The organism is Bacillus sp. PK6-013, from assembly GCF_054161445.1.
The window spans coordinates 2,226,174-2,248,518 of sequence record NZ_CP096417.1 but is presented as its reverse complement, the minus strand read 5'-3'; the positions used below and the strand labels follow the sequence as shown (position 1 = coordinate 2,248,518).

The 22,345-nt window shown below is 42.8% G+C and carries 20 protein-coding genes; 2 read left to right on the top strand and 18 right to left on the bottom strand.

Annotation, left to right across the window (positions count from 1 at the left end):
• Positions 1-355: 355 nt before the first annotated feature.
• The 10 genes from M1E03_RS11235 to M1E03_RS11190 form a co-directional block, all read right to left on the bottom strand.
• Entirely contained in the window at positions 356-2,299 is a 1,944-nt protein-coding gene (locus tag M1E03_RS11235; protein WP_039072749.1) for a BglG family transcription antiterminator, read from the bottom strand.
• 272 nt (positions 2,300-2,571) lie between these two features.
• Positions 2,572-3,228 (bottom strand): ABC-2 transporter permease, encoded by a 657-nt coding sequence (locus M1E03_RS11230; RefSeq protein ID WP_023857535.1) that lies wholly within the window; start codon positions 3,226-3,228, stop codon positions 2,572-2,574.
• Entirely contained in the window at positions 3,212-4,090 is an 879-nt protein-coding gene (locus M1E03_RS11225; protein WP_035338678.1) for an ABC transporter ATP-binding protein, read from the bottom strand. The genes M1E03_RS11230 and M1E03_RS11225 overlap by 17 nt, the downstream gene beginning before the upstream one ends.
• Positions 4,091-4,092: 2 nt before the next feature.
• Positions 4,093-4,467, bottom strand: a complete 375-nt coding sequence (locus tag M1E03_RS11220) for a GntR family transcriptional regulator (RefSeq protein WP_035338680.1) — start codon at positions 4,465-4,467, stop codon at positions 4,093-4,095.
• Positions 4,468-4,764: 297 nt separating this feature from the next.
• Positions 4,765-5,637 carry an SDR family oxidoreductase gene (locus M1E03_RS11215; protein ID WP_373926113.1) on the bottom strand — a complete coding sequence of 291 codons (873 nt, stop codon included), beginning with the start codon at positions 5,635-5,637 and terminating at the stop codon, positions 4,765-4,767.
• A 16-nt stretch (positions 5,638-5,653) separates the two neighbouring features.
• A complete protein-coding gene (gene uxuA, locus M1E03_RS11210; protein ID WP_020451668.1) occupies positions 5,654-6,724 on the bottom strand; it encodes a mannonate dehydratase in 1,071 nt (356 codons plus the stop codon).
• Between the two features lie 244 nt (positions 6,725-6,968).
• Positions 6,969-9,377, bottom strand: a complete 2,409-nt coding sequence (locus tag M1E03_RS11205) for a glycoside hydrolase family 31 protein (RefSeq protein WP_020451669.1) — start codon at positions 9,375-9,377, stop codon at positions 6,969-6,971.
• Between the two features lie 19 nt (positions 9,378-9,396).
• Positions 9,397-10,692: a TRAP transporter large permease gene (locus M1E03_RS11200; protein ID WP_458110447.1), complete on the bottom strand. Its 1,296-nt coding sequence runs from the start codon at positions 10,690-10,692 to the stop codon at positions 9,397-9,399.
• A 38-nt stretch (positions 10,693-10,730) separates the two neighbouring features.
• Entirely contained in the window at positions 10,731-11,246 is a 516-nt protein-coding gene (locus M1E03_RS11195; protein WP_026579627.1) for a TRAP transporter small permease, read from the bottom strand.
• Between the two features lie 54 nt (positions 11,247-11,300).
• Entirely contained in the window at positions 11,301-12,305 is a 1,005-nt protein-coding gene (locus tag M1E03_RS11190; protein ID WP_144497696.1) for a TRAP transporter substrate-binding protein, read from the bottom strand.
• A 466-nt stretch (positions 12,306-12,771) separates the two neighbouring features.
• On the opposite strand from M1E03_RS11190, the gene M1E03_RS11185 reads away from it, so the two are divergent.
• On the top strand, positions 12,772-13,782 hold the full coding sequence (locus tag M1E03_RS11185) for a LacI family DNA-binding transcriptional regulator (protein WP_023857527.1): 1,011 nt from the start codon (positions 12,772-12,774) through the stop codon (positions 13,780-13,782).
• A gap of 255 nt (positions 13,783-14,037) precedes the next feature.
• Here the strand turns inward: M1E03_RS11185 and arsC are convergent, their stop codons facing one another.
• The 4 genes from arsC to M1E03_RS11165 all read right to left on the bottom strand — a co-directional run bounded on the left by arsC (position 14,038) and on the right by M1E03_RS11165 (position 17,046).
• Positions 14,038-14,457 (bottom strand): arsenate reductase (thioredoxin), encoded by a 420-nt coding sequence (gene arsC / locus M1E03_RS11180; protein WP_023857526.1) that lies wholly within the window; start codon positions 14,455-14,457, stop codon positions 14,038-14,040.
• A 22-nt stretch (positions 14,458-14,479) separates the two neighbouring features.
• Entirely contained in the window at positions 14,480-15,775 is a 1,296-nt protein-coding gene (locus tag M1E03_RS11175) for an arsenic transporter (RefSeq protein WP_079289101.1), read from the bottom strand.
• A 122-nt stretch (positions 15,776-15,897) separates the two neighbouring features.
• On the bottom strand, positions 15,898-16,245 hold the full coding sequence (locus tag M1E03_RS11170; protein WP_020451676.1) for an ArsR/SmtB family transcription factor: 348 nt from the start codon (positions 16,243-16,245) through the stop codon (positions 15,898-15,900).
• Positions 16,246-16,452: 207 nt separating this feature from the next.
• Positions 16,453-17,046 carry a YdeI/OmpD-associated family protein gene (locus M1E03_RS11165; RefSeq protein WP_020451677.1) on the bottom strand — a complete coding sequence of 198 codons (594 nt, stop codon included), beginning with the start codon at positions 17,044-17,046 and terminating at the stop codon, positions 16,453-16,455.
• A 123-nt stretch (positions 17,047-17,169) separates the two neighbouring features.
• On the opposite strand from M1E03_RS11165, the gene M1E03_RS11160 reads away from it, so the two are divergent.
• Complete coding sequence (locus M1E03_RS11160; protein ID WP_023857522.1) at positions 17,170-17,895, top strand: endonuclease/exonuclease/phosphatase family protein; 726 nt, start codon at positions 17,170-17,172, stop codon at positions 17,893-17,895.
• Between the two features lie 22 nt (positions 17,896-17,917).
• On the opposite strand, the gene M1E03_RS11155 is transcribed toward M1E03_RS11160, so the two are convergent.
• The 4 genes from M1E03_RS11155 to pflA all read right to left on the bottom strand — a co-directional run bounded on the left by M1E03_RS11155 (position 17,918) and on the right by pflA (position 22,317).
• Positions 17,918-18,775 carry a RhaT/GlcU family sugar-proton symporter gene (locus tag M1E03_RS11155; RefSeq protein WP_020451679.1) on the bottom strand — a complete coding sequence of 286 codons (858 nt, stop codon included), beginning with the start codon at positions 18,773-18,775 and terminating at the stop codon, positions 17,918-17,920.
• Positions 18,776-18,915: 140 nt separating this feature from the next.
• Positions 18,916-20,109, bottom strand: a complete 1,194-nt coding sequence (locus tag M1E03_RS11150; RefSeq protein WP_373368563.1) for a glycoside hydrolase family 10 protein — start codon at positions 20,107-20,109, stop codon at positions 18,916-18,918.
• A gap of 91 nt (positions 20,110-20,200) precedes the next feature.
• Positions 20,201-21,403, bottom strand: coding sequence for a DHH family phosphoesterase (locus M1E03_RS11145; RefSeq protein WP_043054584.1), 1,203 nt, complete (start codon positions 21,401-21,403; stop codon positions 20,201-20,203).
• Positions 21,404-21,558: 155 nt separating this feature from the next.
• Positions 21,559-22,317 carry a pyruvate formate-lyase-activating protein gene (gene pflA, locus M1E03_RS11140; RefSeq protein ID WP_026579623.1) on the bottom strand — a complete coding sequence of 253 codons (759 nt, stop codon included), beginning with the start codon at positions 22,315-22,317 and terminating at the stop codon, positions 21,559-21,561.
• Between the last annotated feature and the right edge of the window lie 28 nt (positions 22,318-22,345).

Below are 22,345 nucleotides of genomic sequence, written 5' to 3'. Positions count from 1 at the left end.
AGAAGTACTACGTAAGAACAGAAAAGTTGAAGCCCGGAGAGCCCAAATAAAACAGTTAAATCAAAAAACATCCGCAGCAATTTAACAAAAAACATAGAATCGCATTGAAGATGTTAAGCGAAAATGAAGTTCTTCCCTCTAACTAAAAACAAAGTTGATACTTTAATAAAGCCTTTCTCCAAAGAATATATTTTAATTACACATTGAAAAATCTAATTTTATGGACAACATAACCCTTTGTTGTTGGGCTTGCAATAAAAAAAGAATAGGATAAAGCAAAACTGCTCACCTATCCCATTCTGTTGTCTGTATATCGATCTTTTCTTGAATGTTGATGAAGGTCAGAACCCCGCCTTTAATAATCCAAATAAGATAAAAATTTCATCACATTTGTTTCTTTCGTCAGCTTTTGGATGAAAGCCGGCTGCTCGCTTAAGCTGGACAGCTCTTGAAACAATTGTTTTGTCATGTTTTGATCCTCGTGTTTGACAGCCAGCATAAAGACGAGCGATACTTTTTCAGAGCCCCAGTCAAGCGGCTCTTTTAATGTGGCGATCGCAATGGCTGATTGTTTAATCAATTTGGCGTTCGCGTGAGGAATGGCGATGCCCGCTCCGATGTTTGTCGCCGACATTTTTTCTCTCATGACTGCCTGTACAGCATATTCTTTTTCTACATAGCCTTTCTCGTATAAAGCCATCGCCAGCTGTTCAATCAGCTTGTAGCGGTGTTCTGATTCTTGCTGCAGGAAGACGAGGAAAGGAGTCGTGTCATTCAGCACTTTAAACGTTTTTTGTATTTGCCGGGACGATTCACCGAGCTGATCCATAAAAGCGCTGAGCTTTTTCTCATCGGCCGACTCGAGCAGCGGAGATACAACGATATGGGGAATTGATAAATCCTCCAGGCTGACCGTTGATATGACAAGATCGATATCTTCATGTCGTGCAGTATAGTCCGCCAAATCAGCTTTTGCGATGCAGTCCATCACGGCAATTTGGTAGAATTTCCGTTCAATTTTTGTCCGCAGCAGTTGTGACATCCCGATGCCCATATGACAGACAATGATCGCTTTTTTATGCTTGTCTTTTCCATAGCTGAAGCGCTCGATCGCCGCTTGGAAATGCAATGTCAGATAGGCGGCTTCTTCCTCGGGAATTGAAAGTGAAAACGTTTGGTTGATGTCTTCAAGAACATCAATGACAATATGAAACAGATATGGGTACATTTTTTTGATATCGTTGAGCATCGGATTTGATACGGAAAGGTCATAGCTCAGCCGGTTTAAAACGGTATTAAGGTGAATTTTCAATCCGTTAATCAAAACCCGGTCCTCGCGGAAATCCATCATTTTCAACTCTGAGACACGCCGGATTAAATATTCGACAACCTTTGGAAGCAAAGGGTTTTCCAGTCCGTTCTCCCCTTCTTTCCCAAATGGATAACGAACTTTGCCGCCTAATATATGCAATGTTAAATAGACGGCCTCTTCTTCAGGAAAGCGGATCGCAAAAACAGCTTCCAGCCGTTTTAAACAAGCAAACGTCCACTGAAATTCTTTTTTCTTTTTGACTGCATCTATTTCTTCCGGAGAAATGGTAATCGGCTGTTTCATTTTGATGCGGCGAATCATCAGCAGTGTATGCAACAGTAAATTTTCGAACGTTTCATCAGTGAAATATAAAGAATGTCGCTTTTGCAATGATCTGATTTCGCTTTTAACAAATTCCACTTCATGGCTTAAAAATTGGCTTTTAATAAATCGGCTTGTAAACTCCGGGTTATCAATCAACTCCGAGATGCGCGCCAGCGCTTTTCTCTTATTTTTTTCACTTCCTTCGATCTTTAAACCGAGGCGCTGCTTGGACACAAGAGTGAGGCCAAACCGCTGGAGCCAAACTTCGATTTGATTCAAATCCCTTTTAATGGAAGACTTATTCAAGAAGTGCTCGGCAGCCATTTCTTTTGCAGAAACCGGCTTTGGATTCATTAATAACTGATAAGCGATTTGCAGCATCCTTTCTTCATCGGATTGCTGCTGTGCGGCGTGATGTTCGGTATATAACTGCCGGCTTAAACGGACCCTTTCATGATCTTCAATATTCAAATAAACGCCCAGTCCCGGTTTGCGAATCAATTGAGCATCAGAGTGCTGATTGAGATAATCTTCAATCGTTTTTAGATCATTTCTGATCGTTTTTTCAGAACACTTTACCCTGTCTGCGAAATCTTGTACGACTAAATAGTCTTCAGGTTCAGATAACAACAGATTCAGAATGTCTTTTTGCCTTGTATTCATATCTCTCTCACCTGTTTTTCTATCCTTCCCTAAAAAGAAATGATAGTATAAGTATACTACAAACGTAACCGTTTACATTATACAGTGAAATAAAAGGGTCAAAAGTTTCGTTTTTTACCGAAACTTCCGGAAAAAATGCTTTTATCAACACGGAAATTTTTCTTTTATAGAAATTTTTTATAATAGATGATAGTGGGAGGAAAGTGAAACAGCCGTACGGTTCTAAGCAACGAAAAAAGGATCAGCGAAAGCTCCTCCCGCTGATCCTTAAACTAAAATTCTCTTTTATTATAAAAGCTGAGCGATATCGCATATGAAACAGAAATCATCACGAGCAGTACGCCAACTAAAAGGATGAATGTGCCCGCATTTGACATTTCACTCAGAAAAGCCGTTAATTTTTGGCTTAGTGCAAGGTTTTCCCCCGCATTTATAAATTTAAAAAAGGCCGTCCCTCCAAATATAATGACGAAAAATATGATGATATTGGCCATTTTGGACTTCAAATAGCCATACTTAAAAATCAGAGGAAATGAGATCGAGCTAAATAAAGTGACAGCCACAACAGCACCCATGACGCCTGAAAGTGTCAATGGGAAATCAAGCGGCAAGTGCAGCATATGTCCGATTGCATTGATCAAAGAATAGAAGAGAATGGCATAAGCCGCATAGACATAAACCGATACATATTTTGATAAGACGATGATGTTTCTTTTAATGGGCAAGCTGATCAGGATTTTATCACTGTTGTTTTTGTCTTCTAAGGAGCTTGCGCCTAATGCCAGCTGATATGTGACAGCCAAAACCGCCACTGTATATCCGACGAGCTCAAGCTGTGACAATGTAAAAGTAAAAAATATCATCAATAACAGCGATAGTTTCATTGCTCTTTTCTGCATTAAAATATCCTTTTTAATAAGATGATACATGTTGATCACTCCTGCCGGTTGAAAATACCAAAATATCCTCCAAAGTCGGTTTTTCGATCATGACCGAATCCCCGAAATGCTGAACGACTCCCCGCTTATCTTTGGAGAGCGCTTCGAAGCCATAGCTGTTTTTCTTAATGCCGATTAAGGCGTCTTCGTTTCCTTTATGCAGCGTATCGAGGTCTCCTTTTACAATGCAGTACTCCTCCAACAGCTCATCCTTTGTTTTGCTCAGCACGAGCCGGCCGTTATGAATGAAAGTGATATAGTCCGCTACTTTTTCTAAATCAGAGGTAATATGCGTCGAAAAGAAAATCGACTTGTTTTCATCCTGCAGCAATGTTTGCAGCACGTCGAGGAGCTCCGATCTGACAAGAGGATCGAGTCCTGATGTCGGTTCATCCATGATCAATAATTCGGCATGATGGGAAAGCGCGACCGCCAGTGAGAATTTCATCTTCATTCCTTTTGACAAGTTTTTGATCTGCCTGTTTAAAGGGAGCTGGAAGTCTTTTGCGTACCGCTGAAAAACAGCCTCATCCCACTTTTTGTAAAACGGTCTGATGATTCCTTTCATTTCGTTCGGTGTCAGTTCTTCGTAAAAATGATTTTCATCGTATACAAAGCCGATCCTCTGCTTGATTTCGATATTGTGCTTTTCATTGTCGAGACCGAAAATGCTGATGTCTCCTTCGTCTTTTTTGATCAGGTTCATGATCAGCTTGATGGTCGTGCTTTTTCCGGCTCCGTTCGGGCCGATAAAGCCCATAATATATCCTTTTTCAAGCGAGAAGTTGATGTTTTTTAAAGAGAAATCTTGATAATGTTTTGATACATTTTTTAATTCCAGTATGCTGGTCATTTTTACCACTCCTCATAAACCAGTTTGAGCATCTTTTGAAGTTCCTCGTATGTAAAGCCGATTTGTTTCGCTTCAGTGACGGCTTCTGCTATGTGTTCTTCGATCAATTTGACTTTTGTTTCTCGAAGCACGTCTTTGTTGATCGCTGCGACATACGAGCCCTTTCCCGCGACTGTGACGATAAACCCTTCTCTCTCCAGTTCGTCATAGGCTCTTTTTGTTGTAATTACGCTGATTTTAAGCTCTTTGGCCAGGTTTCTGATCGATGGGAGCGCCTCTGACTCCGAGAGTTCTCCCTTGACGATTTGATCTTTTAATTGGTTGACGATCTGCAAATAAATCGGTTCATCCGATGAATTTGAAATGATGATATTCAATGCATGACATCCCTCTATTCGTTATAACTGTATATATACAATATAAACAGATATAACACCTTTGTCAAACAATAACAAAACAATACATATTAGCAGCGGAAAACCTCCTGCTTCCTGCACGGCGGTAGTGATTCGGTAATATTGATGAAATAAGGAAGCAGATCATACAATTGTTTATCTTCTTGCCTGTAAAAAGGAAAAATTGAATTAATAAATCCCAATTTCTCAATGTGGCACAGAGAAATTGGGATTTTTTCAGTGTTGAAAATCAGCTTTTTGAAGCAAATCCTCTCTTAGTTATACTCCAGAATAGGCGGAGAATCCTCCATCGACCGGTATGATGGTTCCAGTGACAAATCGCGAGGCTTTATCGCTTACCAACCATAATAACGTTCCGATTAGATCTTCCGGAACCCCAAATCTATCCAACGGCGTCTGGTTGATAATTTTTTGTGCTCGCTCCGTATATGTTCCGTCTTCATTGAGCAATAGGCTCCTATTTTGGGCGGTAAGAAAAAAGCCTGGGGCAATGGCATTGACACGAATTCCGACTTTTGACATATGCACAGCAAGCCATTGGGTAAAGTTACTGACGGCCGCTTTTGCACCGCTGTAGGCGGGAATTTTCGTCAGCGGCGTATAGGCGTTCATGGATGAGATGTTAACGATCACATTTCCGTCGTGATCAGCCATGTCTTTTGCAAATACTTGAGTGGTTAACAGTGTGCCAAGAAAGTTTACATCAAATACAGACCTTACACCCTCTATTTCTAAATCAAAAAACGTAGTCAATTCTTTAGTATTCAAGTCCTTTTTATAAAAATATTCTTTATCTGTTGTTCCCTTTGGATGGTTGCCGCCTGCACCGTTAATTAGGATATTGCATCTGCCGAATGTTCTGTTAATGAGTTGTTTCGCTTGTTCAAGGCTTTGTTTATCAAGGACGTTTGCTGTAACGGCAAGTGCTTCGCCTCCGTTTTCTTGGATCTCTTTCGCTACTCTGTCTGCCGATTCAGCTCTTCGGCTGACTACTGCTACTTTTGCACCGCATTGAGCTATTGCTTTAGCGAAACAGCTGCATAAAATGCCGCCTCCACCTGTCACTACAGCCACCTTATCTTTCAAGTTGACATGAAAAGGAATCTGCACATTCATCCCTCGTCTCTGCATTTTAGTTAGTGCTTGTTCATTTATTGCATTCAAAGGCTATCCGCTTCTTTTCTTTCGTCAATGTTTCCCACATTCCATTTAAATACACTGCACCCAGCGCACGGTCATATAAACCATAACCCGGTTTACCGGCCTCTCCCCAAATCATTCTTCCATGATCCGGTCTGGCTGGTCCGGCAAAATCTATATCTCTTAATGCTCTTACGATTTCATACATATCTAAAGAACCGTCTTCTGAACGGTGGGAGGATTCTTGAAATGACTTTTCTCCAATGATCTTAATGTTTCTCAGGTGCACAAAGTTGACTTTTCCTTTTTTTCCGAAATAACGAATCAATTCCGGAATATCATTTGTTGAATTCACACCCAGTGACCCGCTGCATAAACACAAACCGTTAAAGGAGCTGTCATAGAGATTAATCAATCGCTCCAAATTCTCTTTGTTCGTTATGATTCGAGGCAGTCCAAAGATAGGCCATGGCGGATCATCCGGGTGAATCGCCATTTTGACTTGTTCATTTTCTGCCGCCGGTATAACCGCTTTAATAAAATACGAAAGATTTTCCCATAAATCCTCTTCCGTCATGTGCTGATATTGTTGAAAAAGATTCTTTAGCTGTCCATCTTCATAGCTTGTGTCCCAACCGGGAAGTTTTAGTTCACCATGTAATGGATTCATTTGTCTAACTTTTTCTTCTTCATAAATTAATGCTGTAGAACCGTCTTCTAGTGCATAGTCTAAAGAAGAACGAGTCCAGTCAAATACAGGCATGAAATTGTAACAAACGATTTTAACTCCCGCTTTTGCCAAGTTGCGTATCGTCGTTTTATAGTTTTCAATATATTGATCTCTTGTCGGAAGACCTAATTTAATATCTTCATGGACAGGTACACTTTCAATGACACTTAACGATAGACCATGATTTTCAATTTTTTCTTTTAACTCTACAATTTTCTCATAAGGCCATGCTTCCCCTACAGGAATATCATAAATGGCCGAAACAATTCCAGTAACGCCGGGAATTTGGCGAATATACTCTAATGTGACCGGGTCGCTGTCTCCGTACCATCGAAACGTCATTTGCATGGTTCTCCCATCCTCTTCCCTCTTATTATTTAACAATCGATATCATCATTTCGCATGACAATAACAATATATTGGAGCGGTTTTTTTCAAAAGAATTTGCCGATTAGTATCCGCTTACATAAATTTTCATGATCATGATTCATGTGTCGTGCTAGATGACAAAATTCAGCTGGCCGGGATGTAACCGCGGACAAAGATTCTTGCTCGATTAATGGAAACATCATCATCATGTGGCCTTAATCTTTTAATCATACGGCAAACTGTAAGAAAACGCTCCGTTCTTGCTTTCCAGCTCTGTGCCATTTACGATCAGTTTTCTCTTTTCTCCATTTGGTACGTGAAAAGTGAGTTGATCATACGATAACTCGTATGTTCCTTCCTTTTGTATTGAAAGATTGATCCCGTCTTCTGTTGTCTCCATATCGACATGTATAAAGGCAAATGTACGAGTATATTCATTTGTTAACCCATCATCTTCATACAAACGATAAGTCGATTTTCCTTTTCCTTTGAATGGGAATAACAAAAATCCTCTTTCATCTTGGTTCTTTGTTTGGAATGTCACTTTTGCACCATTTACCGGAACGATCGCTCCCGCTTTCGCTAATAGCGGAGTATAATGTAATGGTGCCGGCAGAACGACTGTCTTCCCTCCTTCATACCATGTTCCCGTATGGAAATCATACCAGCCTTTTTCATGGTTCGGTAAATATACCTCCCGCTCCGTCATTCCTTTTTCGACGACAGATGCAACCAGCAAAGATTCACCAAGTATAAATTCATCGTTCTCTTCAAATGTTTTCTCATCATGTTCAAAATCATAAAATGTCGGTCGAATGATCGGCTGATAATGTTCGTGCGCATCATATAGCGCGGTGTAAATGTAAGGGATGATCTTATGTCTAAACTTAATGAGTTCACGGATTTCATCGATTGTTTCAGGAAACATCCATGGTTCATTAACTGTCCCGTCATCGTTCCACGAATGAATGGTAAATCTCGGATGCATGATGCCGTTTTGAATCCATCTTACGAATAGCTCCGGTTCAGGGGCCGGTCCTGAAAATCCGCCGACATCATGGCCGAAATTGTAAATGCCTGATAAACTTAGACCGATGCCTGTTTTAATGTTAAATTTTAATGTTTTCCAGCTTGTTCGGTTGTCACCCGTCCAAGTTTGTGCATAACGGTGCATGCCGGGACAGCCGGATCTTGAGATCAGATATGGGCGTAATTCCGGGTTGTATTCTAGCTGCGCCTCGAAAGACGCTTTCATCATCAAAAGCGGGTGAAGCGCGCGGATCAGTTCAAATTCCACTTCTTTGCCGAAGCCGTGACACTTGGCGTTTTGACTCCATATTTCAAACTCGTTATTATCGTTCCAAGTTGAATCAATTCCGTATTCCAACAGCTTTTCTGTTATTTGAGCCTTCCACCAGTCGAACGTTTGGCGCTTCGTGAAGTCTAAATAAGCTCCGATATCATCCCAAAATTGGGCCATTTCCGGTTTTTGTGTTTCTCTGTTTACAATGAACATGTCTTTTTCTTGTAGTTCATCAAAGTACGGATGATCCTTTAGCAAACACGGTTTAATGTTGGCGCATAAACGGACGTCCTTCTCATGGAAGTGTTGCACCATCTCTTTTGGAGCAGGGATTTTGCTCTCATCCCAGTTAAAGACATAACGTTTATCACCGATAGATGTGTATCCTGACGATAATTGAAACGAATCGCATAACATATCATGTTCTTCACAAAGACGAACGAAGTTTTTTAATTGTTCCTGTGCATTTGGCGCATCGGTATAGCTCATCGTAGAGCCTGAATAGCCCAGGCTCCATTTTGGCGGCAAGATCGTTTTGCCTGTCAGCCAAGAGAATGTTTCGACTACATCTTTTATTTTCGGACCGGCTATGAAGTAGTAGTCTAAATCCCCCTTTTCAGCCTGATAATAGCGGTACAGTCCATGATAGTTATCAAGCTCTGAACCCATATCAAAAATGGAAGCTGATAGATTATCGTAGAACATTCCATAGGAGATGCCTGTTTTCTTATGACGTGTAATATAGAATGGGATATGTTTGTATAGCGGATCTGACCACTCTGCGTCGTACCCCATCGCATCGATATTTAACATCCGGTAGCGTTTCCCGTGTTTATCGACGTTTCCCGTTTTCTCGCCAAATCCAAAATATTGTTCCTGGACATCGCGTTGTAAATAATGGTATACGTCCTTTCCAAAAGCCCCTTCAAAATTATACCCTTGTGTTTGCCGATCGTTTGCAACATTGATCCATTCAGAACCATTGTGATAAAACCAGCTGATTCTAAAGCCGTTCAATTGAACATGAAGCTTGACCTTACCGGTTTTCACGATAAAAACATCTTTGACTTGCTGGAATTCGTATTGAGGCAATGTAAATCCGCTCATGTCTAAACGATGGCGTCCCTCCCATGGCACATCGATCTGTCCAGGCGCGACACTCCACGTTTTTTCAAGCGTTAACGCTTCTCCCTCCGTCAGTAAAATCCGAATTATATCTTCTTCAAGAATGAATATTTTCGCATGTGCATGACCGTCATTTAAATGAAAATGTAGCACATTTTTCTCTTCTTTCATAAATGTAAACATGTAGGTTTCTTTAATTGACATTAAATAGACGCCTCCTGTCTTAAAGTCCAAATAATTGAGGCAGCATTAAGCTGATTTGTGGAATGTAGGTAACAATTAAAAGGACGATCATGATCGCAGCATAAAATGGCAGAATCGGTTTAACCACTCGTTCAATATCAACTTTACCTATGCTGCAGCCCACAAACAGAGCACTTCCCACAGGAGGAGTGATATTGCCGATACAAAGGTTAAATACAATCATAATTCCAAAATGCACGGGATCCATGCCAAAGCTTTGAACAATTGGCAGAAAGATTGGAGTGAAAATTAATACAGCCGGAGTGATGTCCATAAATGTACCGATTATTAATAAGATGATATTCATCAACAGCAAGATCAAAATTGGGTTATCTGTAATCCCTAGAATTCCATTGCTGATTGCCGTCGGTATGCCTGTAAACGCCATGACCAATGAGAGCATCGTTGATGTCCCAACCAAAAACATAATAACGGCTGTGATTTCTACCGTTTCCAGCAGCATTTGGGGGAGCTGTTTCCATTTCAATGTCCTATAAAAGTGCGATAACAATAAGGAATAAGCCACCGCTATTGCCGCTCCTTCAGTTGCTGTAAAAGCACCGGCGATAATACCCCCGATTACGATTACAATGAGCAACAGGCTTGGAATCGCATCGAGCAGCACTTTAAAACCTTGACTAATCGTAATTTTTGGCGCAACAGGGTACTTTTTCTTTTTTGCAATCATACAGGCGACAACCATCGTAGCCAGCCCCCACAAGATTCCGGGCAAATAGCCCGCCATAAATAAAGCGGCTACAGATGTTCCGCCGCTGACTAATGAGAAAATGATCAAAAGACCGCTAGGCGGAATAAGCAAACCAGTTGGTGCAGAAGCAATATTTACTGCGGCAGAGTAAGTCCGGTCATATCCTTCTTTTTCTTGCAGCGGCGACATGACCCCGCCGATTGCCGCCGCCGCAGCTACAGACGAACCGGAAATGGAACCGAATAACATGTTTCCGACAACATTTGTATGGGCCAGAGAACCGGGCAGCCTGCCGCTGATCAATTTTGCGAAGTTAATGAGCCGCATTGCAATACCGCCATTATTCATAATAATGCCTGATAAAATGAAGAACGGTACCGCTAATAAAGCAAAGCTGTCGATTCCAGTGACCATTTTTTGCGCCGAAGTGAAAATGGCAACATCAAAAGGAAAAATGGTAAGCATTGTTACAATGGATGCCGCCGCAATACTTACAGAAATCGGAACGCCGAGAAACAACAATATGAAGAATACTGCCGATAAAATGAGACCTGCTGCTATGGCCATATCATTTCACCTCTTTTTTAGTTTTCAAAAAGCCTCAGTCACATCTTTGCTGCTTTTTTTACATCATCACCTGACTTTTGTTTTGAATTGAATTCATGTAAAGATTCATATAAACCGGCCAAGTTGTATCCAATGATGAGTATGCCTGCAACAGGAAGTGATAGATAAACAAATCCCACCGGTATCCCTAATGCTGCTGAAGATTGCTCCATTGTGGTGATCACTGCTTTCGAACCTCCTAAGACCAACACAATCAGAGCAAAAGCAATCAAAAGAATCTGAATGAAAGTATGAACGAAAACAGCTGCTTTTATTGGAAGTTTTCGAACGATAAATTCAATCGCCAAGTGCTTTTTTTTCCAAAATGCATAGGCACCGCCCAACATAGAGATCCATATCAGTGAATAGCGTAAAAATTCTTCTGAAAACGTACTGGGAGAATTCAGTACATATCGCGTAAATACTTGCCATATCGCAACCAAAACCATGATGGCCATTAGTGTGCAAGTCAAACATTCAATCGTTTTATTCACTGCTTTTTTTAAAGCTAGCATATACATCCCCCCTTATCGAAACATATTCGAGTCCCTCATTCATCCAGAGTCATTTTACTTTTTTAGCTTTCGCACAATTTTCCTATAGTATTTTCCGATCAATTCTTTTTTGGCAAACTCATCATGAAGCGGGCTTACCGCTTCCCGGAATGGAGTCTTGTCTGGTTTGTGGAACTTCACTCCCATTTCCTTTGCTTTCTTAACCGCATTTTCAGTTTCTTCAGCCCAAACGATTTTGTGATACTCAGTAGATTTTTTCGCCGCTTCGATCACCGCATGCTGCTGCTCTTCGCTTAATTGATCCTTTTTGTCCAAATTCATGATTAAAATATCCGGAACGATCGCATGTTCTGAGTATGAATATTCTTTTGCCACTTCCCCGTGATTGCTGCTTGTTAAAGCCATTTCGTTGTTTTCGGTGCCATCGATTACACTTGACTGCAATGCTGTATACACTTCTCCATAAGCCATTGGAGTAGGTGCTCCACCCATGAGTTCGACCATTCGAATCGCTGTAGCACTCGGCTGCACCCGAATTTTTAAACCTTTAAGGTCATTTGGGTGCATAATCGGTTTGTTCTTTGTGTAAAAGTTCCGTGAACCGGCATCATAGTAGGTTAATCCAATAAAACCTATGTTTTTCGTTGTATCATACATTTCTTTTGCAATATCACTGTCCATGGCTTCATAGAAATGATGTTTGCTGTCAAATAAATAAGGCAGGCTGAAGATGGAGTAGACCTCTGAAAAACTTTCTAAAGCGCTCGCACTTACTTTAGCCAGATCGACAGCCCCGGTTTGTGTCAATTCAATCACTTCACGCTCTGAACCGAGCTGAGCATTTGGATACAATTGCACTTTAACGGTGCCATTGGTTTTCTTTTCTACGTCTTTTGAAAATTTGAGTAAAGACTTGTGGATGGGGTGCTCCTCATTATGGTTGTGAGCAAGCCGTAACGTTACGGTTTTATCGGCGCCTATTACATCGCTGCTTTTACATCCCGTAAGCATCCCAAAGATTAAAGCGCATACAAAAAACACGGATAGCATTTTTCTCATGAACTACCCTCCTTGAATCTCATGACCGTTGCTTTCTAAGCAATGATTGATTGCGATTCATGATTTCTTTCATCGTCATATTTTTTTGATAGCGTTTACAATTTCGCTCAAATAGTGAACGAATAAGTAAAATTATTGCATTGTATGTTTCGGTTTATCCCCTGAATACCGTTTCCGATGATGTTCAGTAACAATTTGTGTAATATTTTAGTGGTGCAAGACATTAGATGATCGTCTTTCTCACACTTCCCCTCCTTTATGTAAAGTTTAACAACGTTGTTAAAAATAAACGTTGCTTCATCATCCGAAAAACTCCTTTAACAACGTTGTTATTTTATTTGGAAGATGTATATGATTGTTATTTTATGATGTATCATTTATAATAACAACGTTGTTATTTATTATCATAAAATTATTTTCGAAAATTTGCAATATTATATTTTTAAGGATTTTTTGGAGGTCCAAAATGACTGTAACTATTAAAGACATCGCCCACGCTTCCGGAGTAAGCTATTCAACAGTCTCAAAGGCTTTAAGAAACAGCCCTCTTGTAAAACCGGATACAAAGAAAAAGGTCTTGCAAGTTGCCGAACAATTAGGGTATACTCCGAATTTTGCAGCGAGAAGCTTGGCATCTAAAAAAAGTCAAACGATCGGACTTGTCTGGCCTACAATTGAAAGAATCGCTTTATCGGCACTTGTTACAAAAATAAATGAAGTGGTCGAAAAGAACAGCTATTCAATGATTTTATCCGTTAACAGAGCTAAAGAGGCAGTGGAATTGTTCAAGAGTTTTCGCGTGGATGGGATCATGATTTTTGAAGAAGGCGGCGAAACTCAGCTCAGTGATGATACTGGATTAACGATTCCTATCTTATCTTACGGAGTGTCAGGTGAACATACACATCCTATTATCGATGTCAATCATAAAAAAGCAATTTACAAAGCCGTTGCGTATCTGTATCAACTTGGCCACAAAAACATTAGCTACGTCGGCGACCTTTCCCCTGCCGATAAGCGTCAGATTGAAAAAAGCAAAGGGTTTGAAGAGGTTATGATGGAAGCCGGTTTAAAGTTAAGTCGAAACAGTATTTTAAATACTAATGGGTTAAGCTGGTATAACGGTTACACCGCTGCGAAAAAACTGTTACAACAAACCTCAAAACCTACAGCTATTATTAGCGGAAGCTACGATATCAGTGTAGGGATTTTACGAGCCGTAAAGGAACAACAGCTCAGCATACCCGAAGACCTATCTTTAATTTCTTATGATAATATTCCTCAAATGGCAAGCCTTGAAACCCCGCTGACGAGCGTAGGGGTTCCAATCGATCAATTGGCTCACAAAATGGTCGATTCTCTGCTGTCTCTTATTCGTGAGCCGGGCTCAATACCATTAACTCAAAAAATGGACCCTGAATTAAACGTCAGAATGTCATGCGCTTCTCCAGCAGTTTTAGGTAAAGAAAACAATTAACATTTAAAACGAGTCTTTCAGGTCATCTTTTCTTATTAAAGTGAAAAATCCCCGGCCTGGGGGTTTTTTAGTGTTTGCCGGGAATCCCTTGGTACTCATTCAGCCTCTGGCAATGGATCTTACAGAATTTCTCGGTAAATTGATTTTTGAATTTTTACATGAACGGCCGCATGCCTTTTGGTACGTTCTTTCTTTATCAAAAATAGATGTTTCTAAAAAATACAAAGCTCAGGTAACAATACCTGAGCTTTGTATTTATTCGCCTGTCTCCGCAAAACGCTTGACCCGCTCTCCAATTTCATCGCGTACACGCTGAAAGAATGCCCATTTTTCTTCTTCTGTCCCTTCTGCTTTGGCGGGATCGTCAAAACCCCAATGCTCGCGCTTGACGTGCGGCGGTGTCATCGGGCATTTATCAGCCGCGTCCCCGCACAGCGTAATGACGAGGTCTGCGTTGTGTAAGATATCGGGATCAATGATATCGGACGTCTGCTCAGAAATATCGATGCCTGCTTCTCGCATGGCTTTGACCGCGTTCGGGTTTAAACCGTGCGCTTCAATCCCTGCACTGTAGACGTTCCACTCGTCTCCGAGGTGTTTCTTCGCCCAGCCTTCAGCCATTTGGCTGCGGCAGGAGTTGCCTGTGCATAAAAAATAGATGGTCTTTTTTGACATTGGTCATTGTCTCCTATCATGTTTAGTGGATAATCAGCAGCCACACATAAAGTCCGGCAAGCGTGATGAACAGGGTTGGAATGGTCAAAATGACACCTGTTTTAAAATAGGTTCCCCAAGAAATCTTTACGCCTTTCAGTGAAAGGACGTGAAGCCACAAAAGCGTCGCCAGGGAGCCGATCGGCGTGATTTTCGGACCGAGATCAGAGCCGATGACATTGGCGTAAATCAGCGCTTCTCTGAGAATCCCGTGTGTGTCGGTATTGTGAATCGCAAGCGCATCAATCATCACCGTCGGCATATTATTCATGAATGAAGACAGGGTGGCTGCAATAAAGCCCATTCCGATTGTTCCGGCAAACAGCCCTTGATCACTGACGGTCTGGATGACCTGTGAGAGAATATCTGTTAAGCCGGCATTTCTTAAACCATATACCACGACATACATCCCGATTGAGAAGAAAACGATCGCCCAAGGCGCTCCCTTCAGCACTTTCTTCGTTTGTACCGCGGGGCTGTTTTTCGCTGTAATTAAGAAAATGACGGCGATCACGCCTGCGATGATCGAGACAGGGATCGAGAACAGCTCGCTGATAAAGTAACCGGCCAACAGAACGGCTAATATGAGCCATGACAAGCGGAATATTTTCCTGTCTCTAATCGCTTCCGCCGGCTGTTTTACATTTGTCATGTCATAATGCCGCGGAATGCTTTTTTTGAAAAACAAAAAAAGCACGATGATGCTTGCAATAAGCGAAAACAGGTTTGGAACAATCATTCTTGTTGCATATTCGATAAATCCGATGTTGAAAAAGTCTGCTGAGACAATATTGACAAGGTTGCTGACAACAAGCGGCAGCGATGTTGTATCCGCGATAAATCCGCTTGCGATAATAAAAGGAAAAACGAGCTTTTCTTGAAAATGTAACGCGCGTACCATGGCAAGCACAATCGGCGTCAAAATTAAAGCAGCTCCGTCATTGGCAAACAGCGCGGCTACTATGGCTCCCAGCAGGGAGACATAGACGAACATCCGAATGCCGTTTCCTTTCGCTGCCTTGGCCATGTGCAGGGCGGCCCACTCGAAAAATCCGATTTCATCAAGAATCAGGGAGATGATGATGATCGCGACAAAAGCCAAAGTCGCATTCCATACGATTCCCGTCACATCTAATACATCCTGAAAATTGACGACCCCGGCAATTAAAGCCAGCACCGCACCTCCGCAGGCCGACCAGCCGATGGATAGATTTTTCGGCTGCCAAATGACAAGCGTGAGGGTCAGCAGAAAAATCAAAATGGCTAAGACTGTCGTCATCGCGTGTACGCCTCCTTCATAGGTTTCCTCTCCGGACACATCTTATAATAAAATCGTTATATAAGTCAATGCTTATATAAAAAGTGAAATGAAAAAGAGGGAACCGTCCTCCCTCTGCTTTTTTATTGGCACGAAACGGGTCTTTCTTTTCTTTTAACGGTTTGAAGAACCTCATCGTGTTCATCGATCTGATTGAGAATGGCAAGGACCAATTCGCGTTCCGGAAAGTTGTCATGAAGCGAATAAAAGCGCCATTGCTCCCTTCTTTCTTCCTTGATCATATTTGCACTTTTCAGCTTTCTTAAATGCTGGCTGATGGCGGGCTGGCTTGTTTCAAACATATCGACAAGCTGGCAGACGCAATAAGGTTTCTCCTGAAGCAGTTTCAGGATCAAGAGCCGGGTGGAATCGTTCAATATCTTCATGCAGCTCACCGTGCTTTTCGAATCAAGCTTCGTTTGTACGGTCATGACATTCCCTCCAATCTCAGGCGCTTTGCAGCCGGTATATTGCCTCCATTATATAAATGTCTTTTTATATAATCAAGCGGTGATCATCAAGGTATGGATCTCGTGCCATTCGAAAAATTGAGCGGCCCTTCACTAATCAATTCACCGCTTCTTCGGCCATATGGTTATGATTCGCCTCTATCATGAAAACGGTAGTTGCGAAATAGACTAGTCATTCAATCCCTTTCCATCAAGAATTTGCTTTGTATATTTTTCAATCCTCGATTCTCGGGTTTTGGATTGTTTTGGTTTAGAAAAATAAAGAATATATGCTCTTTGCCGTCCCGGCGTCAATTCTTCAAACGCCGTTTTTAAAGCTGGGATTTCAGCGAATTTTTTTTGAAGCTCTTCTGGAATCGTATATTCCGCAGCCTTTTTAAACTCTACTTCAAGACCGGCTTTTTCCACTTCAATCGCTTCATTGATGTAAGCTTTCAAGATGGTTTCCATTTCAGCTATTTCTTGTACATTGGTGAATCGAATCTGCCGCGCGGCTTGTACATTCTCCGTCTGCTGGATAAGAATCCCGTTGGGGTCCTTTAACAAGGCGCCTTTATGAAACAAGAGCGCACAATATTCTTTAAATCCATGGATTAATACGATGTTTTTATTCTCGAACGTATAGCAAGGATGCTTCCACTTGAAATCTTCGTTCAGCTCACAGTCAAGAACGATTTGACGCAGCTTCTCAAACTCTCCCTTCCACTTCTCGGCTTTGCTTAAAAATTCATCAACCTTTGGATTCGTTCTGCTATTTGTCATCAAGGAACACTCCTCTTTATATCATAATGTCATTTTAACCTAATCTCGCTCCGCCGACAGCAGAAATATTTTAATCGTTCCGGAGGTACAATATGCTTAGCTTAAAGAAGAGGCGGGTTGATTATGAAATTTGGCATCATGACATTTAATATCCATCATGGAAAAGGAAGGGACCGTCGCGTTGATTTAGAGAGAACAGCCGGTGTGATCGCCGAGAGCGGCTGCGACATCGTCGGCCTTAATGAAGTAGATCAGCATTTCTCCAATAGAAGCGATTACGAAGACCAAATCGGCTCGTTAGCAGAACAATTGAACATGCACTATGCGTACTGCCCCTCCCTTTCATTGAGTTCCGGTGATTCTTCAGTGAACAGGCAATACGGGAACGCTCTCTTAACGCGTTTTCCGATTGTGAAAGAACGGCATCATTCATTCAACTTTGTCAAAGGGCTGATCGAAGGAAGGTCTCTTCTTGAGGCTGATGTCCGGATCGGTGATCGGCTCCTTCGCGTTTTTGTTACGCATTTGAGCCTGAATCCGTGGCTTCACGGCAAGCAGACGGATTTTTTAATCGAGAGGGTTCAAGAGAGTGATCTGCCTGTGATCGTCATGGGAGACTTTAATATGAAACCTCATTCACGGGGGTGGAAAAAGGTCGCGGAAAAACTGGCCGACCTGTGGGATGAAAGACAATACGGACAGGGGTTCACCCACCCTTCGCACCGCCCGAGACGACGCTTGGACTACATCTTCCTCAGCCGGTCTTTTCATGTGTCAGTGGCTGAAGTTGTCGCCGTTGATCCGAACGCTTCCGACCACCTGCCGCTTAAGGGCATTGTCACATATTAAAGGACGGCTTGAGAAGCCGTCCTTAAGCTTTTGCAATGCCCAGCAAAACGCCGGCTGCGACGATTAATATAATGCCGATGGCGATACCGATCAGCTGCCGCTTCGTTTTCTTTTCGCCGAGCAAAATAATGCCGCCGAGCGTTGAGATGACGATTCCCATCTGCGATAGCGAAAAACTGGTCGCTACGCCGACCCGCGGCTGGGAAATGAATAAAAACATGTTTCCGGCTGCCCAAATTAAACCTGGAATGATATTTTTGATGACGTAAAAATTAAACGGCTTATGCCTGAATGTCAAGATCAAGCCGCCGGCTACCATGCCGATAGCCTGAGGAAAAAGAGCCGCCCAGCCGCTGACATCGAAAAGCCGTACGACGACGACATACACAAGATAGCCGAATGTGGAAATGAGCAAAATCACGATTCCCTTTTTCATGTCGCCGGTTTTTTCCTCAGATTTTTGGCTGCGGTCTTCCAGTGATGTCAGCACGATTCCCACGATGATGAAAATCAGCGCCAGAATCCCGAGAACAATCGAGATTGTTGTCGCCCACTCGCGAAAAACAAGCACGCCGAACAAAGAAGTGGATACAAGCTGAAGTCCCGTTGAGATCGGCATCGTTTTAGACACGCCGATCAACTTGATGCTTTTCAGCTGGTTGGTCTGGCCGAGCGCCCAAAATAGTCCGGAGACGACGCCGACGGCAAATATACGGGGAGATAATTCAGGCTGGACGACAAAGTAGATTCCGATTGAAAAAATTAAAGCGCCGAATGTCGTACCGAGCACCTGGCTGTACGGTCCGCCCCCAAGCTTTACATTAAAGAGCACAATGCTTCCCCAGAAAATCGCTGGTAAAATCGCTAAGAAAATGTCCATTTGATTTAAACCTTTCTTTCCTTGTTTTTATCTATTAAGGTGCTCTATTCATGCGATTTTTAACACAAAAAATCCATTTTGAACATTGTCAAAATGGATTGGTACTGTTACCGGCGGCCGTATCACTAAAATATCAGTTTTCACTGTTTGCTGTTTACGCTGTCAAGCCAAGGCATACCGGGAATAGCTGCCGGTTTTTTGTACAAGTCCTGGATCAGCCTGTCTTTTATGCCGAGCGGGTTCCGGTTTAAATCTTTCAGGCTGAAATGGATGCTTCCCATCACCATTGAGTCGCGGTTTAAGGCGATCTGTCGCGGATATTCTTCAGGGTCTGACCAGGCGGGATCTGAGTTTTGATTGATTTTATAGGCTGCTTGTCCGATGTATAAATGAACGGGGCGTTGGCTGACTTCATTTTTCCACCAGTCTACTAAAATGTCGTAGGAAGCCGGGGCAAAGCCGATGCTCCAGTAGATTTGCGGGGCGATGTAATCGATGTATCCCTGCCTGATCCATTCCCTCGTGTCAGCATAAAGGTCGTCATAGTTTGTCATTCCGGCGGCTGTATTCGATCCCGTCGGATCATCTGCTATATTGCGCCATACACCAAAGGGGCTGATTCCAAATTTGACCGATGCTTTTTCTTTTTTGACGGCGGCGTTGATCTGTTTGACAAGCTGGTTGACGTTGTCCCTCCGCCAATCTTCAATATTTGAAAAACGGTCCTTTCCATATTGTTCATACGTGCTCAAGTCGGGAAATTCGACGCCCGCAATTTTATACGGATAAAAATAGTCATCCATATGAACGGCGTCGACTTGGTAATTCTTGACGACCTCTGCTATGCCTTGGACAATGAATTCCTGTGCCTCAGGAATGCCGGGATTGTAATACAGCTGTCTGCCGTAGGCAACGACCCAATCGGGGTGCATTCTAGCCGGGTGATCCTGTGAGAGCCTGTTCAAATCCGTATGATTCATCGTGATCCGATAAGGGTTGAACCATGCATGAAATTCAAGCTTTCTCCGGTGGGTTTCTTCGAGCAAAAATGACAGCGGATCGTAGCCGGGGTCTTTTCCTTGAACGCCTGTTAAGTATTCCGACCACGGCCCGTATGCGGAAGGGTAAAACGCATCCGCCGCCGGCTTAATTTGAACGACAACTGCGTTCATCCCCATGGCTGTCACAGCATCCAAAAGCTTCACATATTCTGTTTTTTGCTCTTCGATTGTCAGCCCTTTTTTCGAAGGCCAGTCAATGTTTGTGACGGTGGCGATCCACACGGCCCGAAATTCTTTTGTTTCGCAGCTTGTGTTCTTTTCTTTCATGAACATCTCCCCTTTTGGAAAAATCAGAACTTTCTGTTATTATATGCCGGCTGTTCTTTTTTGTATATAAAAAAACAGGCCAAGACTGTCGAAGTCTTTAGCCTGTCGTTTGGATCGCCTGTTTCACCTGCTGCATCAAATATTGGACAAATGCTTCATCCCTTGCGAGCCATGCAGCATAATTTCTTTTAATAAACCGTTCTGCCTCTTCGAATGAAGTAAATGTCTCATGCTGAGTCACGCCGTTTAATTGAATGTTCCAGCCGTGTTCTCCAGGAAAGAGAAAAAACTGGTCTTCGTTCCTGTTGATATAAAGGCTGCCGTTATCCGACTCTTTTACATTATAGACGTTTTTAAAGGCATCCGCTCTCAAGGGCTCCAGCGGAAACGGTTCAGTCACATACAGCTTGAATGCTTCATCTGTCAGCGGACACCCCGCTGCCTTGGCATGGCCGCCTCCGCCGAACGTGCCGGCGATTTCTGATACATCTGTTTCATCATGGATGGTGCGAAGGCTCACTTTTTTGCCGCCCATATTTAAGATGGCGATATAGTCAAGGTGCGGATACGTTTTTCCGAGTTCGTTCCCTACTTCGGAATGATAGGATTCCGCATGCACGATGCCGACGCAGTGTGCATTGATGAAGGTCTGAACGATTTCCCGCCGTTTCCTGCGGATATACCGTTCAATTTTTTCTTCTTCCATATCCAAGATTTTTACTTCGAATTCATCAAATGAAAACGCGTCGCTTTCTTTAAGGCGCCGGACCATTTTTTCCTCAAATTCGTCAATGGAGACCATAAAAAACAGGTCATTCAGGCGCTTTGCTTCGAGCGCGTCCGTCTGTTCCCATTCCCATGTATCATAGAGGCGTACGAGTTCGACGAACTGATCCATCGCTTTTGTCTCTTGAATATAGCCGTTGTCTATTAAGTATTCATAAAAAAGAGATGTCGCTGAAGCGAGCCTGCCGTCCTCATATTGAACTTTTACCATGCCCCAAGAGCGTTCATTCAAATGAAGCGCAGTTTTGTGGTGGTCGATGAGTTTGACCTTTCCGCCCGCTTCAGCATAATGGTCCAGCCTTTCTTCATTTTCTTGATGAACGGACAAGTCGGTAATAAACAGGCCTTCATGCTGTTTTTCTTTTCCTTTTGTCCGTTCCAAAAAACGTCCGACTTGCATATCAAGTCCGGTGACCGAATTGTAGCGAACCTCGACCCGTTCGCCAAAAGCCACCTTTGCGAGAATTCCGCAGCCGACTCCATCCAAGTCGTTGTGAGAATACAAATGATACATGCTTCCCGCCCACCTTGCTGTTTTATTGTCGGCCTGCCGCAGCAGGCGCATCTTTCTCATCTTACTATTGTAAAAAAAGGGATTTTTTATACGGTTGTGCGGTAAGACAAAAAGGACAGCTTTTTGTTGGAAAAAGTCTGTCCGGTTAAAAGGGTTTATGTTTCTTGCAGCATGGCTCCGCCTTGCAAGTGGGCGGTGAGTAGTCTGTATGCGTTTTCGGCCCTGGCGGCACTTGGCGGTTCAACCCCTTTTAATGGATAATCCAGGCCAAGCGCTTCCCACTTGTAGACGCCGAGTTTGTGATAAGGAAGAACCTCCACCTTCTGAACGTTCGCCAGTGTGCCGATAAACGTGCCGAGGGCTGCTAAATCGTCATCGATATCAGAGATCCCCGGAACCAGTACATGGCGGATCCAGACGGGGACTTGATGATCAGCGAGAAACCGGGCAAAATCCAATATGTGGTCATTCGGCATTCCTGTCAGGTTGATATGTTTTTTCCTGTTGATATGCTTGAGATCAAGCAAAACAAGGTCTGTATACTGGATCAGCTCTTTGATCTGCTCTTGAAATGCCGGCGCCGCCGAATAGCATCCGCCGGACGAATCGAGCGCCGTGTGTATGCCATGGCTTTTACAGGCTTTGAACAGCTCGATTAAAAATGGCAGTTGTAAAAGCGGTTCGCCTCCGCTAACGGTGATGCCTCCGCCTGATGATTGAATAAACGGGAGATATTGCTGGACATCCTGAACGATTTCGGAAACCGTCATTTGTTTTCCGGTTCCGATTTCCCATGTATCAGCATTATGGCAAAATTGACAGCGCATCAGGCAGCCTTGTGTGAAGACGACATATCTGATGCCCGGACCGTCAACGGTGCCGAATGTTTCGATTGAATGAATATTTCCATCCATGATGAAGATCACCTCTTTTTATGGGGCG

Excerpts from the sequence above, each read along its gene's own strand:
- M1E03_RS11160 (WP_023857522.1), top strand. The coding sequence starts at position 17,170 with ATGAAATTTGGCATCATGACATTTAATATCCATCATGGAAAAGGAAGG.
- M1E03_RS11165 (WP_020451677.1), bottom strand. The coding sequence starts at position 17,046 with ATGACAAATAGCAGAACGAATCCAAAGGTTGATGAATTTTTAAGCAAA.
- M1E03_RS11185 (WP_023857527.1), top strand. The coding sequence starts at position 12,772 with ATGACTGTAACTATTAAAGACATCGCCCACGCTTCCGGAGTAAGCTAT.
- M1E03_RS11235 (WP_039072749.1), bottom strand. The coding sequence starts at position 2,299 with ATGAATACAAGGCAAAAAGACATTCTGAATCTGTTGTTATCTGAACCT.
- uxuA (WP_020451668.1), bottom strand. The coding sequence starts at position 6,724 with ATGCAAATGACGTTTCGATGGTACGGAGACAGCGACCCGGTCACATTA.
- M1E03_RS11225 (WP_035338678.1), bottom strand. The coding sequence starts at position 4,090 with ATGACCAGCATACTGGAATTAAAAAATGTATCAAAACATTATCAAGAT.
- M1E03_RS11155 (WP_020451679.1), bottom strand. The coding sequence starts at position 18,775 with ATGGACATTTTCTTAGCGATTTTACCAGCGATTTTCTGGGGAAGCATT.
- M1E03_RS11215 (WP_373926113.1), bottom strand. The coding sequence starts at position 5,637 with ATGCAGAGACGAGGGATGAATGTGCAGATTCCTTTTCATGTCAACTTG.
- M1E03_RS11200 (WP_458110447.1), bottom strand. The coding sequence starts at position 10,692 with ATGGCCATAGCAGCAGGTCTCATTTTATCGGCAGTATTCTTCATATTG.
- M1E03_RS11145 (WP_043054584.1), bottom strand. The coding sequence starts at position 21,403 with ATGTATCATTTGTATTCTCACAACGACTTGGATGGAGTCGGCTGCGGA.
- M1E03_RS11195 (WP_026579627.1), bottom strand. The coding sequence starts at position 11,246 with ATGCTAGCTTTAAAAAAAGCAGTGAATAAAACGATTGAATGTTTGACT.
- M1E03_RS11230 (WP_023857535.1), bottom strand. The coding sequence starts at position 3,228 with ATGTATCATCTTATTAAAAAGGATATTTTAATGCAGAAAAGAGCAATG.
- M1E03_RS11190 (WP_144497696.1), bottom strand. The coding sequence starts at position 12,305 with ATGAGAAAAATGCTATCCGTGTTTTTTGTATGCGCTTTAATCTTTGGG.
- pflA (WP_026579623.1), bottom strand. The coding sequence starts at position 22,317 with ATGGATGGAAATATTCATTCAATCGAAACATTCGGCACCGTTGACGGT.
- M1E03_RS11175 (WP_079289101.1), bottom strand. The coding sequence starts at position 15,775 with ATGACGACAGTCTTAGCCATTTTGATTTTTCTGCTGACCCTCACGCTT.
- M1E03_RS11170 (WP_020451676.1), bottom strand. The coding sequence starts at position 16,245 with ATGACCGTACAAACGAAGCTTGATTCGAAAAGCACGGTGAGCTGCATG.
- arsC (WP_023857526.1), bottom strand. The coding sequence starts at position 14,457 with ATGTCAAAAAAGACCATCTATTTTTTATGCACAGGCAACTCCTGCCGC.
- M1E03_RS11205 (WP_020451669.1), bottom strand. The coding sequence starts at position 9,377 with ATGTCAATTAAAGAAACCTACATGTTTACATTTATGAAAGAAGAGAAA.
- M1E03_RS11150 (WP_373368563.1), bottom strand. The coding sequence starts at position 20,109 with ATGTTCATGAAAGAAAAGAACACAAGCTGCGAAACAAAAGAATTTCGG.